This is a genomic window from Planctomyces sp. SH-PL14 (assembly GCF_001610835.1).
GTDB lineage: Bacteria > Planctomycetota > Planctomycetia > Planctomycetales > Planctomycetaceae > Planctomyces_A.
Genome location: NZ_CP011270.1, coordinates 4,203,884 through 4,218,985, shown reverse-complemented (window position 1 = coordinate 4,218,985; position 15,102 = coordinate 4,203,884). Strand labels below are relative to the sequence as shown.

At 65.4% G+C, this 15,102-nt stretch carries 12 protein-coding genes; 4 read left to right on the top strand and 8 right to left on the bottom strand.

Going from position 1 to position 15,102, the window contains the following annotated elements; translation table 11 throughout:
* The first annotated feature begins 7 nt into the window (after positions 1-7).
* A complete protein-coding gene (locus VT03_RS16265) occupies positions 8-1,231 on the top strand; it encodes a methyltransferase (protein WP_075093951.1) in 1,224 nt (407 codons plus the stop codon).
* A gap of 21 nt (positions 1,232-1,252) precedes the next feature.
* Here VT03_RS16265 and VT03_RS16260 read toward each other — a convergent pair whose 3' ends face one another.
* From VT03_RS16260 to VT03_RS16240, 5 genes are all read right to left on the bottom strand, one after another.
* Positions 1,253-1,630, bottom strand: coding sequence for a hypothetical protein (locus tag VT03_RS16260; RefSeq protein ID WP_075093950.1), 378 nt, complete (start codon positions 1,628-1,630; stop codon positions 1,253-1,255).
* A 25-nt stretch (positions 1,631-1,655) separates the two neighbouring features.
* A complete protein-coding gene (locus tag VT03_RS16255; RefSeq protein WP_075093949.1) occupies positions 1,656-2,450 on the bottom strand; it encodes an SDR family NAD(P)-dependent oxidoreductase in 795 nt (264 codons plus the stop codon).
* A gap of 382 nt (positions 2,451-2,832) precedes the next feature.
* Positions 2,833-3,558 (bottom strand): polyprenol monophosphomannose synthase, encoded by a 726-nt coding sequence (locus VT03_RS16250; RefSeq protein WP_075093948.1) that lies wholly within the window; start codon positions 3,556-3,558, stop codon positions 2,833-2,835.
* Positions 3,559-3,662: 104 nt separating this feature from the next.
* Positions 3,663-4,601, bottom strand: a complete 939-nt coding sequence (locus VT03_RS16245; RefSeq protein ID WP_075093947.1) for an alpha/beta hydrolase — start codon at positions 4,599-4,601, stop codon at positions 3,663-3,665.
* A gap of 161 nt (positions 4,602-4,762) precedes the next feature.
* Positions 4,763-7,201 carry a hypothetical protein gene (locus tag VT03_RS16240; RefSeq protein WP_075093946.1) on the bottom strand — a complete coding sequence of 813 codons (2,439 nt, stop codon included), beginning with the start codon at positions 7,199-7,201 and terminating at the stop codon, positions 4,763-4,765.
* Between the two features lie 154 nt (positions 7,202-7,355).
* Here VT03_RS16240 and sucC point away from each other — a divergent pair, with 154 nt between their 5' ends.
* Positions 7,356-8,543, top strand: a complete 1,188-nt coding sequence (gene sucC / locus VT03_RS16235; protein ID WP_075093945.1) for an ADP-forming succinate--CoA ligase subunit beta — start codon at positions 7,356-7,358, stop codon at positions 8,541-8,543.
* Positions 8,544-8,730: 187 nt separating this feature from the next.
* On the top strand, positions 8,731-9,636 hold the full coding sequence (gene sucD, locus VT03_RS16230) for a succinate--CoA ligase subunit alpha (protein WP_075093944.1): 906 nt from the start codon (positions 8,731-8,733) through the stop codon (positions 9,634-9,636).
* Between the two features lie 359 nt (positions 9,637-9,995).
* Here sucD and VT03_RS16225 read toward each other — a convergent pair whose 3' ends face one another.
* Positions 9,996-10,562 (bottom strand): GNAT family N-acetyltransferase, encoded by a 567-nt coding sequence (locus tag VT03_RS16225; RefSeq protein ID WP_075093943.1) that lies wholly within the window; start codon positions 10,560-10,562, stop codon positions 9,996-9,998.
* A gap of 171 nt (positions 10,563-10,733) precedes the next feature.
* Positions 10,734-12,176 carry an O-antigen ligase family protein gene (locus VT03_RS16220; RefSeq protein WP_075093942.1) on the bottom strand — a complete coding sequence of 481 codons (1,443 nt, stop codon included), beginning with the start codon at positions 12,174-12,176 and terminating at the stop codon, positions 10,734-10,736.
* A gap of 319 nt (positions 12,177-12,495) precedes the next feature.
* Between VT03_RS16220 and VT03_RS16215 the strand changes: the two genes are divergently transcribed.
* The gene (locus VT03_RS16215; protein WP_075093941.1) at positions 12,496-13,338 is read left to right on the top strand and encodes a carbon-nitrogen hydrolase family protein; all 843 of its coding nucleotides are present in this window, start codon (positions 12,496-12,498) and stop codon (positions 13,336-13,338) included.
* Positions 13,339-13,455: 117 nt separating this feature from the next.
* On the opposite strand, the gene VT03_RS16210 is transcribed toward VT03_RS16215, so the two are convergent.
* Positions 13,456-14,808 (bottom strand): transposase, encoded by a 1,353-nt coding sequence (locus VT03_RS16210; protein ID WP_075093940.1) that lies wholly within the window; start codon positions 14,806-14,808, stop codon positions 13,456-13,458.
* Positions 14,809-15,102: the final 294 nt, after the last annotated feature.

The following is a 15,102-nucleotide window of genomic DNA, read 5'->3' as shown; positions in this document are numbered from 1 at the left end:
CCCCCGAATGAAGCCCCGCCGACCTGCCAAATCCGCCAATCCACGCCCCGGAGCGTCTCGTCCGGGCAAGCCTCGCCGCTCTCCGCCGCCCACCCCCGCTCCATCGGCGGAACGGTCCTACGGACCGGCCGACGACGCGGATGAGGACTTCGACGACTTCGAGGTCCGCGAAGAAGACCTCTACAGCCTGGGTGTGCTCCGGACACCCCGCTCCGAGCAGCACCTGATCGACTTCTGGAAGCCGCAGCCCCTCGCCTCCGCCCTCTGCTGCACCGTCGGTCGCGCCCAGTTCGCGGCCCACCTCGCCCAAGCCAACCCGGAATCCCGCGTCGTCTGCAACGTCCTCGACCTCTATGCCGCCGAAGAGTCCCGCGACTACCACCGGGCCTCGGCCCCGAACCTTGAGGTCACCTGCGAAACGGACCTTCCGGCCGGAGAGTTCGACCTGACCGCCGTTCCCATCACCCGTAACGGCGAGGCGGAACTGAACCGCGAGTGGCTCCAGCAGGCCCACATGCGGCTCAAGGTCGGCGGGACGCTCCTCGCCAGCAGCGACAACTACAAGGACACATGGCTGCGCGACCAGCTGCAACTCCTCTTCAAGCACGTCGAACGGCATTCCCGCCGCGGCGGAGTCGTCTACGAGGCCCGCAAGACCGCCCAGCTCAAGCGGGAACGGGACTTCGAGTCCGACTTCGCCTTCCGCGACCAGGGACGCCTCGTCAAAGCGATCAGCCGCCCCGGTGTCTTCAGCCACCGCAAGCTCGACCTGGGAGCGCGGGCGCTCCTGGAAGTCATGGAAGTCCGCGAAGGGGACCGGTTCCTCGACATCGGCTGCGGCTCCGGCGCAGTCGGGCTGGCGGCCGCCCTGCGGCAGCCAGGCGTCGAGGTCGAAGGGATCGACTCGAACTGCCGGGCGATCGCGGCCCTTCGCAAGGGGGCGGAACTCAACGGCCTGACGACAGTCACCGCGCGGCTGGAGGCGGCGGGAAAGATCGACAGCCCCGCGAGCTTCGACGTGGCGGTCGGGAACCCGCCGTACTATTCGCAGTACAAGATCGCCAATCTGTTCGTCATGGCGGCCCACGCGGCACTCAAGCCGGGCGGGCGGGTCTACATGGTCTCGAAGCAGGCGGACTGGTTCCTGGCCCGGATGTCGCAACTGTTCCAGGGCGTCGAAGCGGTCCCGGCGCGGGAATACATGGTGGTGCGGGGGACGAAGGCGAAGTGAGAGTCCCGCGGCCGGCCGTGCTCACTGCCGAAAGACGGTGATGACCGGATCATTGCCGATGAGGTAGCGGGCGGCGACGTTCGTCCGCGTCCCCGCGTGCTCCAGGACCAGCTCGACCTGGACTTCGAGCTGCGAGTGGACGATCCGCTCGCGGCCGACGACCTCATACGACACGAGCCGCCGGCCGGTCGACCAGTCGAAGTCCTGGACGACGATCTCCGGCTGCCGCATCCGCAGGAAGTCCGGCGGTTTTCCCTCTTTCCAGCTCTTCAGGACAAGGGTCATCAGTGTCCGGGCTTCCTGGGGATCGATCGGGTACTCGGTGAAATTCGTCGACGGGCACCCGGCAGCGAGCAGGAGCAGGGCGACGAGCGCGAGCGGCAATCGAAATCGGAACATGGCCGGACCGTGACGAGGGGATCTCTCAGCGGCCGCTCCGCGGCGGGAGCGTCTGGAGCTGGCGGGTCACCTTCCGCACGATCCAGCGGGGAGTGATCGAGCCGAAGTACGCCCCGACCTTGTTCATGAGGCCGGGGACGACCTGTCCGCGGCCCGTCCGCATGGCGCGGTAGCCGGTGGCGGCGACCGCCTTCACTCCCATGAGGTTCATGCGGAAGATCAGCGTGTTCTTCATTCCGGAGTCTTCGCCGAAGCCGGTCTCGGTCGGGCCGGGACAGAGGCAGGTGGCGGTCACGCCGGTTCCGCTGAGTTCCTCGGCCAGTCCGTGCGTGAACGAGAGGACGTAGGCCTTGCTGGCGTAGTAGGTGCTGAGGTTTGGGCCGGGCTGAAAGCTGGCGGTCGAGCCGATGTTGAGGATGTGGCCGCGGCGGCGCGCGATCATTCCTGGGGCGTAGAGCCGGGAGAGGTGCGTCAAGGCGACGACGTTGACCTGGAGCATCGCCACTTGCCGCTCGACGGGGATTTCGTCGAAGTACCCGTGCGTGCCGAAGCCGGCATTGTTGACGAGGACATCGATCTCGAGGCCTTTGGTCCGAGTGAACTCGAGGACGCGGTCGGAGGCTCCCGGGATGCTCAGGTCCTGGGCGAAGACTTCGACTGTGATGCCGTGCTGTTGTCGGAGACGGGTGGCGAGTTCTTCGAGCCGGTCGACGCGGCGGGCGACGAGGACGAGGTTGGATTTGTCGCGGGCGAAGAGTTCGGCCAGTTCCCAGCCAATGCCTGACGAGGCTCCGGTGATGAGGGCAGTTTCCGCGGGCATGGGCGATGTTGGGTTGATGGAGGTAAAGAAAGTCCCCAAAGGATAGGGAGGTTGTCGGAGGAGTTCGATTCCAGACGACGACCCTTCTAAGCCGGGTCCAGGGGCACCCTGGTGGGGGATGCAAGGGGGCAACGCCCTCTTGCCCGCCGGAGGCCTGGCCGTCGAGAGATGTCTGAAGGAAGGCGTGTCCAAGCGCGGGCACCGTACCGGATGCCCCCCTCACCAACCGGCGAGGATTGTAAAGCGAGCGGTGAGTTCTCAACGCCGGTACCACAAAGGGAACGCCCGTTATGTCCCACGGTTCCGCTACGAAAGTGCCTCCGGCGGCAAGGGGGCGTGGCCCCCTTGACCCCAGCGGCCGCAGCACGTTGGGTTTGAGCTATTAACGTCGTACCGGCAGGCGCGGATATCCCTGCAGACGGATCTTCAGCAGCGCCAGCGGAGCGTCGATCGCCTCCTTGAGACTGATCTTCGTCGTGCCGAACCGCCGCTCCTCGAACGTGAACGGGACCTCGACGAAACGGCAGCCCACCTTGCGGCAACGATAGAGCAACTCTTCCTGAATCGCGTAGCCCTTCGCCCGCAGCCGGCTCGGCTGAATCTCCGCCAGCTTGGACGCCCGGTAACAGCGAAAACTTCCGCTGTTGTCCCGCGTCGACAGCCCCAGGATCACCCGGGCGTAGAAGTTGATCGTGCGGCTCATCACATGCCGCTTCAGCCCCCAGTTCACGATCTTTCCCCCGGGAACGTAGCGGGAGGCGATCGCGACATCCGCCCGGTCCATCGCGGCCACGAGGTCCGGGATGTACCGCGGCGGATGCGAAAAGTCGGCATCCATGTTGAGCAGCAGCTCGTACCCGTGATCAATCCCCCACTGCATCCCGGCGGCCGTCGCAGCGCCCAGCCCCTCCTTCACGGGCCGGTGGAGAACATGCACCCGCGGATCCTGCTCGGAGATCCCCTGGGCGTACTGCCCCGTCCCGTCCGGAGAACTGTCGTCGATGACGAGAACGTGCGCCTGCGGCGCCGCGGCAAAGATCTCGGGGAGCAGACGCTCGATGTTCTCACGCTCGTTGTAGGTGCAGAGCGTGACGAGAAGGGACGGCATGGAAAGGGTCGAGGGACGAGAGTCTAGGGTCCAGGGAAGTAATCCGACCTCATCGCCTAGTCCCTAGTCCCTAGTCCCTAGTCCCTAGTCCTCCCGCACTTCCCCTACCGCTCCAGCTTGCTGCGGCGGTCCTGCCACGGGAGCACGACCTCTTTCACGTACTTCACGAGGAAGTTGAACATCGGGGTTTCGACCGCCGCCGGAGCCTTCCGCAGGAGATCGGTGCCGCGGTCCTTGAGCTTCGGCTCGCTGATGAAGAACCGGTCGGCCGCCGCCCCTTCTTCTCCCTTGCTCCCGCTCTTGAAGAGCTCGTAGAGCTTCTTGGTCTGCCCCTTGTCCTGGGCGTCGGTCGCCCCGGCAATCCCGAAGAAGGCAATGTTGAATTCCTTGGCGCGGAGGAAGTTGACCGAGGCGGTCGTCTTCAGGCGGCCGGCCGTCGAGTCCGGAGAGAGAAAGACGAGCGCCCGCACGTCCTGACCCCGCGGCGTCCGGTTGGCCAGGACCGGCGCGTCGTCATAGGGGGTCGCCTTCCAGTCGTACTCGGCAAACGCGGCGGCGACCGGGCACGACATGTCGGCCGCGACAATCCCGATCTTCCCCATGTTGAGCGCCTTCTTCTGGTGCTCGTCCTTCAGGAAGGCCTTGATTGCCACGAGGTCGCCGAGCGCCATCGCCTGGTAGTCGGTCGGGAAGATCTTGGCGTCGCCGCCGGTCGGGACGCTCTCGCCGTGCTTGCGGAGGTCGACCGTCAGGACGGCGAAACCGGCGTCCTGAAGCGTCTCCGGAAACGACTTGCCGCCGGTCGGTGCCGAGCCCTTGTCCCAGACGATCCGGCTTCCGCCGGCTCCGTGGAGCAGGATCGCGACCGGCGCGTCCTGGGGAGTCCCCTTTTCCTTCATCGCGGGATAGTACGTGAAGCGGATCCCCATCCCGTCTTCACTCTTGACGGTCTCCACCCGGGAGGTGTTCTGCGCGAACGCCGGGCTAGGGCCGGCCGTCCAGCCCACTGCGCACACAATTGCCAACGTCAGAAGCCGCGTCATGAAGAGTCTCCACGGGTCGATTCTGAAGTCTACGAGCGCCTTCCCAGAGGGGCAACCTCCGATGCGTCCGGCGGCGCGGCATCGAGGAAGTCGCAGGGCCCGGTCCGATTCCGAACCACCAACCGGCAAGGTCGACGCAGCCAGTCCGGATTCGCCGCCCGCTACAGCCCCAGCTTGTCAAAGGCCTCGCGCTGCTGCTGCTTCTGCGTCTCGTCGTTGATCTTCTTCTGGCGGTCGTAAATGTCCTGCAGGACTTTGATGAGCTCGTTGACCGTCTCCCGCCGCTGCATGACCGACAGGATCTGCTGCATGCGGGCCAGCATTCCATCGAGCGTCTGGAGCGAAAGGTCCATCTCCGGCCGCGGGTCCTGCCGCCGCTCCTCGAACAGCCGGAAGACCCCCAGGTGCTCGTCGAGCCCCGGATAGTCGGTCTCGGTGAGCGTCTCGAAGGGGGCGAGAATCCCCTGGTCGATCCGCTCCAGGAGCGACGAGGTGTCGACGCGGTTGTTGACCATCTCATCCCGGATGTCGCGGAAGGAGGCCGCGATCGACCGGCACTCGGTGTGGTTCTTCCGCTCCAGGAGCAGCATCCGCTCCGCACAGGCCCGGACGTCGATCTCGAGCTGAGCGAGGGTGTCGCGGGCGGCGGTGTCGAGGCCGGTCTGGCCGCGGAGCGTCTGCCGCTGATCCGCCTTGGTCCGGTGCTTCTCGAGGTCGTCCCGCAGCCGCTGCGTCTCCTCGATGATCTGCTCGAACCGCAGTCGTAGGTTCAGCTCCTTGTCGTACAGACGGGCCAGGAGCTCGTCGGAGGAGACGATCGTGAAGCTGTAGACCTCGCCGTGGGCCCGGTGCGGACCGTTGATCGTGTCGCCGTCCTCGCCGAAGACCGTCAGCGCGAGCTTCTGTCCCTCGTTCAGCTCCAGCTTCAGGACGTTGAACCGTTCGGACCGGCCGTCCTCGTTCCCCTTGAGGAGGAACTCCTTTTCGCCGCGGGCCGGCTGGGTGACGGGCGCGGGGGTGAATTCCGTCGCCTCGTCGACGCGGGTTCCAAACTCCGCCTTGCGGACGCCGTAGTCGTCAACGATCCGCCCGGTAACCGGGATGCTGGCGGTGCGGGTCACGGCCGATCCGACGCCGCTCAGCCGGACTTCCACGACCGGCTCGCGGTCGACGATCCCGGCGATCGTCAGCGGGATCGGCTCCAGGCTGACGACGTCGTCGAGATCCTCGAAGCTGATCTGGAGCAGTGAGTCCGGCGGAAGCGGAACGTACGGCGCAGCGTCTTTCGGAGGCTCTTCCCCTTTGCGAAGGGCGGCGAGCCGCTCCGTCGCGGTGGCGGTGACGTGCAGCGGGACGCGGAGCTTGAGACCGTCCGGCGAGATCCAGGAGTCCTTGGAGACGACCGCCGTCGCTCCGCTCTGCCCTTCGGCCGCGTTGGCGGGGAAGGTGACGGTCGCGGCTCCGTCGGCTCCTGAGTCGGCCTGGCAGTTCAGCTCGAACGCCTTCGTCCGGATCCAGGCGCGGCGGATCGGCTTGTTGAGGGTCGCCTCCAGCCAGAACTTCGTCTCCATCGGCAGCGAGGCCTGCGTCCCGACGACCGGGACCGGCTGGTCTTCCAGCGAGTCCATCCCGGTGTAGCTCGGGTAGTCGCAGACGAGCTGAAGCTGGTCGATCTTCGGCAGCTCGACGATCTGGATCCGGTACGGCTCCGGGTTGATGAAGTCCCCGCCGCTGACCCACAGGTCGTGATTCTCGATGACGCGGCTCAGCGACTGCCGGAACTCCCGGTCCCCGGTGCGGGTCATGGTGACCGATCCGCGGGAGGTCCCGCCGGTCGCGAAGGCGCGGTAGCTGAGGGTCGCTCGCTCCGGGACGGTCTTGCCTTCGGGGGACTGCGCGACGAGCGTCAGGTCCGCTCCCTTGGGGTGTTTGTAGACGAGGTCCTTGTCGAACTGGCGGACGCGGTCCCCCGGCTGGGCGACGACATAGACCTCCATCAGGCTCTGGCGGTACGGCTGCCAGTAGTCCTCCCGGCCCACGATGAACGCGCTGTACCACCGCTGAAACCCGGCCGAGTTGATCACGCCGAAGCCGATCACCGACGCGATCAGGACCCCAGCGGCGGTGAGCATGTGCCGCAGCGGGCGGGGGTCGAAGACCTGGCCGAGATCGAGGTTCCGGAGCGACGTTACGGCATCGGCGACGGTCCGCTGCATCAGGACGGCGCTGACCGGGGTCCGCTGGATCTGCGGCGCGGCGGCGAGATCGATCGCGGTGATGAGCCGCTCGTCGAGCTGGGGGAAGCGGCGTTCGAGGACGAGCGCCAGGGCCCGCTGGCCGAAGCCGCGGAAGTACCGGCCGAGGATCCAGGTGGCGACGAGGAACACGAGCGTGCAGGCCGCCAGCAGGAGCGCCCCGCGGCGGAACCAGCTCGGGAGCTCCAGTTTGCGGAGCTCAAAGTGGATCGCGTCGGCTCCGAGCGTCAGCCAGAAGAAGAGGCAGGCGGCGACGAGGACGACCGCGATCCCTTCGACCAGGACGTACCGCTGAATCCGCAGCCGGAGCTGGCGGAGCGTTTCGAGAATTTCATCTGGGATCATGCTCTGCAGCTTAGCAGGAAAACCTCATTCCCAGCGCGGTCGAGGGGCTCCGGCGGGTGAGGAGCTTGACTACCCCTCCCGGTCCGACCCGCTATCATCGGGCTCGGACGGTGTGCTCGCGTCGTCCCACGTGCTCTTTCGTTGCCGATCATCCATGAAGATTCACGAATACCAGGGCAAGGAACTCTTCGCCAAGGCCGGTGTGCCGATTCCCCGGGGAATCGTCGCCCGCACCCCCGAAGAGGCGGCGGCCGCCGTCACGACCCTCGGGACGCCGGTGACGGTCGTCAAGTCGCAGATCCACGCCGGCGGACGCGGCAAGGGGACCTTCAAGGAACACCCGCAGCAGCGGGGGGTCGTCCTGGTGAAGTCGGCCGACGAGGCCCGCGAAAACGCCGCCCGGATGCTCGGCTCGACCCTGGTCACCAAGCAGACCGGCGAAGAGGGCAAGAAGGTCAGCACCCTGTTCGTCGAGCAGGGGCTCAAGATCGCCAAGGAACTCTACCTGGGGATCGTGATCGACCGCGAAACCGGCACGCCGGTCATCATCGCCTCCTCCGAGGGGGGGACGGAGATCGAAGAGGTCGCCGAGCACACCCCGGAGAAGATCTTCCGCGAACACTACGACCCGTGTCTGGGGCTGATGCCGTTCCAGGCCCGCAAGATCGCCTACGCCCTGGGCCTCGACGCCAACGCGGTCAACTCGGCCCAGAGCTTCCTGCCAAAGGTCGCCAAGTTCTTCGTCGACTCCGACTGCAGCATGGCGGAGATCAATCCGCTGATCGTGACCGAAGAGGGTCAGATGCTGGCCCTCGATGCCAAGGTGACGTTCGACGAGAACGCCCTGTTCCGCCACAAGGACCTCCTCAGCTACCGCGACCTCAATGAAGAGGAGCCGACGGAAGTCCAGGCCCAGACGGCGGGCCTCAGCTACGTGAAGCTCGACGGGAACATCGGCTGCCTCGTCAACGGGGCCGGGCTCGCGATGAGCACGATGGACCTCATCAAGATCCATGGCGGCGAGCCGGCGAACTTCCTCGACGTCGGCGGCGGGGCGAACGTCGAGCAGGTCAAAGAAGCGTTCCGGATCATCCTGGCGGACAAGAACGTCAAGGCGGTCCTGGTCAACATCTTCGGCGGGATCATGAAGTGCGACATCATCGTCGAGGCGCTGCTCGCCGCCTACGACAGCGTCGGCTTCCATGTGCCGCTCGTGGTTCGTCTCGAAGGGACGAACGTCGAGAAGGCCCGCAAAATGCTCGCCGAGAGCGGCCGGAACATCATCTCGGCCAACGACCTGACCGACGCCGCCAAGAAGGTCGTCGGGACGCTGAAGAAGTAGGCGTTCTTTAAACACCAAGACACTAAGTTTCTCACCAAGGACACAAAGGAGAGGAAGGAAGGCCGGCTGGAGTCCGCACTCGACGCCTGCCCCGCTTCCGCTGGACATTCTCGATTCCAACTTGGTGCTCTTCGTGCCTCCTTGGTGTCTTGGTGTTTAACCCCTCTCCGGTCGAGCTTCGGAAACCATGAGCATTCTTGTCGACCGCAACACGAAGATCATCACCCAGGGGATCACCGGCAAGGCGGGGCTGTTCCACAGCCAGCAGTGCCGGGCCTACGCCCAGGAGCATCGCCCTGGCGAGGCGGTCATGGTCGGGGGGGTGACGCCGGGTAAGGGCGGGACCGAAGTCGACGGCTTCCCGGTCTTCGATTCGGTGGCCGACGCGATGGCGAAGACCGGCGCGAACTGCTCGCTGGTCTTTGTGCCGCCTCCGTTCTGTGCCGACGCCATCATGGAAGCGGCGGACGCGGGGATCGAGCTGATCGTCGCCATCACCGAGGGTGTCCCGGTGATCGACATGGCGAAGACGAAGCGGTTCCTGCAGGACTATCCGAAGACGCGGCTGATCGGTCCGAACTGTCCCGGGGTCATTACGCCGGGCGTCGCCAAGATCGGGATCATGCCGGGTTACATTTCGAAGCCCGGTCCGGTCGGTCTGATCAGCAAGAGCGGGACGCTGACCTATGAGGCGACCTGGCAGCTGGGGAATCTCGGGCTGGGTCAGTCGACGGCGGTCGGGATCGGCGGGGACCCGATTATCGGCTCGATGTATATCGATCTGCTGGAGATGTTCGAGAAGGATCCGGGGACGGAAGCGATCCTGATGATCGGTGAGATCGGGGGGAACGCGGAGATCCAGGCGGCGGAGTACATCAAGAGTCATGTGAAGAAGCCGGTTGCGGCGTTCATTGCCGGGGCGACGGCTCCTCCGGGGAAGCGGATGGGTCATGCGGGGGCGATCATTTCGGGGGGCAAGGGGACGGCTGCGGAGAAGATGGAGGCTTTGAAGGCGGTGGGCGTGGAGATCGCCAACGGCCCGGCCGACATGGGTGCAGCGATGCAGCGGGCAATCGCCAAGCGGAAGAAGTAGGACATCAACCCAATACCGGGTCCAGGGGCACCCTGGTGGGGGATGCAAGGGGGCAACGCCCTCTTGCCCGCCGGAGGCCCGTCCGGTGTCGATCTCTCTGAAGGAGCGGGTGTCCAAGCGCGGACGCCGTGTCGGATGCCCCCCTCAGCAAACCGCGGGGATTGCAAAGCGAGCGGTGTAGTCTGAGGGAGTCCTCAACGCCGGTCCCACAAAGGGGACATCCGTTGTGTCCCACGGTTCCGCGACGAAAATGCCTCCGGCGGCAAGGGGGCGTGGCCCCCTTGACCCCAGCGGCCGTGGCACATTGGGTTTGACGTGGCATCACCGTGCCGGCGATCGCACGTTTGAGCTTCCGGCGATCAGCTTTCTCGCCACAAGCCGAAGTAGTGAACGTCGTACGACCGCCCTTCATGGACCGTGTGCGACCGCAGCGTCGCCTCAAACGCAAACCCCGCCTTCTCCAGCACGCGCCGCGACCGCCCGTTGCCATCGCGAATCGTGGCCACGATCTTCCGGCAGTCGAACTCCCGCATCGCAAACAGCGACAGCGCCCGCACCGCCCGCCCAGGAATCCCACGGCCCCAGTACGCCGGCGCCATCCAGTAACCCACCTCGGCCCGGTTGCCGCGAAGGATGCTGAGCAGCCAGCACTCTCCCACGGCTTCGCCGGACGCCAGCCGGATCGTCCAGTCCGCCTCGTCACATCCGGTGTACGGGCGAGTCAGGATCTCCCGCATCCACTCGTCCGCGTCCGCCTCGGTGTAGGGATAGGGAATCGACGCCAAATAGTGGTGAATCAGCGGACTGACGTTGAGATGCTCCAGATGGGCCGCCCGATCCTCCCACCGCGCCGGAGTCAGGGAGAACTCGTCATCGACCGGAATCGTCGGTACCGGGTCATCCGTCAGCTCGATCGGTCCCGTCATTCCCGCCTCCTCCGATGACCGCATCGACTCCCCTCGCGATGCCCAAGACCGCAGGACACCGCGGCCCCTCCGAGGTTCGCGGAAGAATGCTGCCGTAGTGACACGCGCCTTCGCGGCAGCGGTCCGATCTCAAAGATGACGATGGAGCCGATGACGAGGTCCGAGCGGCACTCAAGCGGCGCGGCGGATCTCAACTTGCGGCGCAGCGAGCTCAGGCGTGTCGACCGGCCGCGCGGCTGCCAGGGCCGCGGCATCGCCCGGCATCGCCAGGAAGGTCGTAAAGCAGGCGAACATCGTGTTCCCGATGTCCATGCCGATACAGGCCCCGGCAAGGCCGAGGGTCGCGAACCCGCACGAGAGGATGAGGCCGCCGTAGATCCGCTCCGTAGAGCCCGGGCTGCGGCGAGGGAACGCCACGAGGGTCGGCAGGCCGAGAACGACGAACAGCGCCGCCAGCCCGATCACACCGTTACCGGTGGCGTAGTCGAGGTACAGGAAGTGAATGTGAGTGTACTGGAACACCGAGGCGTTCTCGGGGGGCTCCAGCTTGCGGGCCGCCTCCATCCGGTGCTGCATCCCGTAGCCGAGCCACGGACGCCGCCAGACCGCGAGCGTCGCCGCCCGGATCTGGATGAACCGCGTGTCGATGCTCTCGACCGCCTTCTCGCTCCGGCGGCTGACGTTGAGCCGCTGGACGAGGTTCCCGAACCGGGCCGCCGGCTCGGAGTTCTTCCACAGCGGGTAGCTCACAGTCAGTCCGATGAGGCCCGCCAGCACAAACGCCAGCCCGCGCCGCAGGATCGCCCGTTCCCCGGCCGCGAGGAAGTAACCGACCAGGACCATCAGACAGACAGAGGCCGCCAGGGCCGAGGCCCGCGAGCCCGAGAGGACGATCGCGACCAGCCCGCAGACGCATCCCGTGAGACAGATTCCGCGCCACCGGGCGGTCTCGCGGGGGAAGCAGAGCATGCTGAAGAACGCCTGGACGAAGCACGCCTGTCCGAACAGGGCCGAGTTCCCCGTGCCGCCGGAGGGGCGGAACATCGGGTCGTCGAAGACGGTGAACTGGAGCAGTCCCACGAGAACGCTCAGCATCGCTCCGATCGCGGCTCCGCGGCCGAGGGGCCTCCGGACATCGACCGGCCCGATCCGCGCCAGGACCGCCAGCGGAATCAGCGAGTAGAGGAACTGGAAGTCGTTGACCGCCCGCAGGAAGCCGCCCCACGGATTGCGGCGGACCAGGCCCGAGACGAGCGTGATGAGGGCGAAGCTCGCGAAGCCGGCCATCAGCAGCCGGTGCTGCCGGGAGAGAGCCGGGCGCGGGACGCCGCGATTGACGATGAGGTACAGCAGGCACCAGCTGGCCGAGAAGACGCTCAGGACCGTGACGGCGCTTCCGCCGATGCCGGGGAGCAGTCCGTACAGAAACGCGGTGATGCCGGTCAGCGGAGCGACGTTGGCGGGAATCGGTGCCACGCTGGCCCAGAACCGGCTCCAGGCACTGGCTTGAGTTCCGTCCTCGGAAGCGGGTGTGACGGAAACAATGATCTCACCATCACGGACGATGCCCGAGCGGCCCGCCGAAGGCGGGAACTGATTCTCGGGCCGGCCCATGAGACCTCCTTGTCTCAGATCCGCGACAGCGTTGACGGTGAACTCACTCCTCCACGCTCAGCGCCCAAGCCCCATCTCCAGAGACAAGACTCCACGCGCCCAGCAGCGGAAAAGTATCGATACACAGAATTTGCGACAAGACGAACCAACGGTGGGGCTCGCGGACTCCCGAAAGGCCCGCGAGCCCGATTCTCCAGGGTTTTCCCTGGGGAGCGGGCGACGCCGGACTTTCGGCGCGTCACGGAAACGATGAAAATTGCTTAAGACGGGACCAGCACGGTTTCCATTCCCCAAGACGCGGCTTCGGGAGGGCGTAGAGATGCGGATCGGTCACTTTCAGGTCGATTCCCGGCTGTCCGACTTCGAGGGGAACCTCGCTCGCGTTGTCGAAGGACTGGAGCGGGCGGAGCGGGATCATGTGGAGATCCTCTGCTTCCCCGAGTGCTTTCTGACGGGGTACCCCGACACCGAAGCCCGGGCCCGCGAAGGGGCGTTCGCCGTCGATTCGCCGCAGATGATGCGGCTCCTGGACGCCACGAGCCGCTTCCCCTCCTGCTTCATCGTCGGGTTCAACGAGACCCGCGGCGCGGACCTCTACAACACGGCCGCCGTGGTTCATAAGGGGCACCTGCTCGGCACCTACAGCAAGTGCACCGCCTACATGAAGTTCCACCGGCAGGGGCGGGCGTTCCCGGTCTTCGAGCACAACGGGCTGACGTTCGGCGTCGTGATCTGCTCGGACGGAGGGTTCATCGAACCGACGCGGATCCTGGCGATGAAGGGGGCGAAGGTGATCTTCTCACCGCACTTCAACTACATCCGCGCGGAGGGGTTGATCGGGCACTTTATGCACGTCCGGGCGGATCACGTCGCGCGGGCGGTCGAGAACCGGGTCTACTTCCTCCGGGGCAACAACGTCTCGATCGGTCCCGAGGAGTGCATCGAGAACACGACCGGTGTCGGATACGGCGACAGCTACATCGTCGATCCTCAGGGCGAGATCCTGGTCCGGAGCCGGCGGCATGCCGAGGATTTCTTCTTCGCTGACATCGATACGCAGGTGACTGATACGACCTGGAACGTCGGCCGGTCGCTCTACAGCTGGCGGGAGTTCGAATCGCATTTGCGCGACGCGGCGCAGTCTCGTCCGCGAAAGGCATAGGCCACCGGGCGCTGGTATCCGCTGGGCTCGAACCTCGTCCTTGCCGGCACGGCTTGATAGCTCAAACCCAACGTGCGACGGCAGCCTGGGGTCAAGGGGTTGCCCCCAGTGCTGTGACTATGTTTTCCTCCTGACCTTTTGGGTCTGCAGGATGCGGAACACGGCGGCGTGGCCTCCTCGAACAGGCTTCTTGGCTTTGACCTTGGCGCTCCGGTGCGTGTTCGACGGTGACTTCCACCAGCGATCCGTCCACCGCGTCCCCAGCAGCTCCCTCAGGTGGTCGATCACATCCGATACGCTCATCAGTGGAGGGAGCTGATCCACCGTCTGAGAGACGTCCAGCAGCTCCGTCCACCCGTTCAACTGACGGTGCACATCCACGAACAGCAACTCCGATGAGATCGTCTCCACAGACTCGATCTCCTGCCCCTCCGCAATATACGCCCGCAGCACCTGGATCAGGTTGTAGAGCAGGAAGCAGAAGGAGGCCTGGAACACCGTCGCCTTCGGGCTGCTCCCGATCAGCGACTCCAGGGAGAAGACTTCCGTCACCTGCTGGAACATCCGCTCGATGTTCCACCTCTTGAGATAGGCCTCCAGCAGGTCGTCGGCCGGGTACTGATCAGGATCTTCCAGATCCGTCAGCAGGATCAGTTCGTCCTTGATCCCGGGGCGGTGCAACTGAATCCGCCGAACGGGACGTCGCTCGGGATGATCGGGGCCGCCCAGCCAGCCCCAGTCCTCCGTGTAGGACCGTCCATAACGGTCCATTCCCTCTGCGGGTTCCCAGTCGCCATTCTCGTGAAAAGCCAGCCGCTGCTTGTGAAATCGCAGGAAAAAATGGTCCCCGTGTTCCTGGCAGGCGTTCATCTGGGGCGACCCGCAGTAGCCCCGATCGCACACATGCAGCCGCGTTCTGGCGATCACTTCCCGGGTTTGCCGCAAGGCTTCTGGCAAGAGGCGAGTCTCTCCGCTCTCGCCGTCTTCACTGGCCGAGAGCGCCACCGCCATGCCGGTCCGATAGGACTGACTGACGACCAATCGGCCCCCGAGAAGACTCCCGGAGATCCCCTGCAACACCTTCAGCCGTTTCTGGACGTGCTTGATGGTCTTGCCGTCGTGGCACAGGATCTCGAACTCTCCCAGGGACGGGGGGATGGGGCAGTAGTTCACCTCCTGTGGGAACACCTGCTGGAGACGCTTGGTGGTCTCATGGAAGAAGCCCATCGAGAGTGACAGCGGCAGGTCGGCGAGCTTGCGATAGACGGAGTGGATCCCGCAATCGATCTCGCCTTCTTCCTTGGCTCGGGCAAAGCTCTGCCGCACGCTTCCATGGTGCTGCAGGAGCGCGTCACAGACCAGCTGGACCATCTGGGGAAACGTCAGGAGCTTCTCGTAGGATCGGCCGCGGTGCTGCCGAAAGACCTCGGCCAGGAACTCCTCCTCACAGATCCACCGGAAGAGTCTCATGACGGCCTGAGCTAGAGGAAGACGCGCAGCGACCTCGCGACAAAACCCCTCCATGCTTCCCTCCTTGTTCAAAACGAGCGTGTTTCCGAACACCCCTTACGGCCTAAGTCTCCTGTCGAGAATCGCTTACGTAAACCCAATCATCGTCACAGCACTGGGGTTGCCCCCTTGACCCCGGCTGCCGTCGCACGTTGGGTTTGAGCTATCAACGTCGCGCCGGAAAGGACGGTTCTGAGCGACAGTCTCACCACGGCGCGATATCCTCTCCCTCAATTGCCCCACGGCTCTCCGGAG

Bases quoted from the DNA above. Each gene is read 5' to 3' on its own strand.
- VT03_RS16210 (WP_075093940.1), bottom strand. From the start codon at position 14,808: ATGAGACTCTTCCGGTGGATCTGTGAGGAGGAGTTCCTGGCCGAGGTC.
- VT03_RS16260 (WP_075093950.1), bottom strand. From the start codon at position 1,630: ATGTTCCGATTTCGATTGCCGCTCGCGCTCGTCGCCCTGCTCCTGCTC.
- sucC (WP_075093945.1), top strand. From the start codon at position 7,356: ATGAAGATTCACGAATACCAGGGCAAGGAACTCTTCGCCAAGGCCGGT.
- VT03_RS16220 (WP_075093942.1), bottom strand. From the start codon at position 12,176: ATGGGCCGGCCCGAGAATCAGTTCCCGCCTTCGGCGGGCCGCTCGGGC.
- VT03_RS16245 (WP_075093947.1), bottom strand. From the start codon at position 4,601: ATGACGCGGCTTCTGACGTTGGCAATTGTGTGCGCAGTGGGCTGGACG.
- VT03_RS16240 (WP_075093946.1), bottom strand. From the start codon at position 7,201: ATGATCCCAGATGAAATTCTCGAAACGCTCCGCCAGCTCCGGCTGCGG.
- sucD (WP_075093944.1), top strand. From the start codon at position 8,731: ATGAGCATTCTTGTCGACCGCAACACGAAGATCATCACCCAGGGGATC.
- VT03_RS16215 (WP_075093941.1), top strand. From the start codon at position 12,496: ATGCGGATCGGTCACTTTCAGGTCGATTCCCGGCTGTCCGACTTCGAG.
- VT03_RS16265 (WP_075093951.1), top strand. From the start codon at position 8: ATGAAGCCCCGCCGACCTGCCAAATCCGCCAATCCACGCCCCGGAGCG.
- VT03_RS16225 (WP_075093943.1), bottom strand. From the start codon at position 10,562: ATGACGGGACCGATCGAGCTGACGGATGACCCGGTACCGACGATTCCG.
- VT03_RS16255 (WP_075093949.1), bottom strand. From the start codon at position 2,450: ATGCCCGCGGAAACTGCCCTCATCACCGGAGCCTCGTCAGGCATTGGC.
- VT03_RS16250 (WP_075093948.1), bottom strand. From the start codon at position 3,558: ATGCCGTCCCTTCTCGTCACGCTCTGCACCTACAACGAGCGTGAGAAC.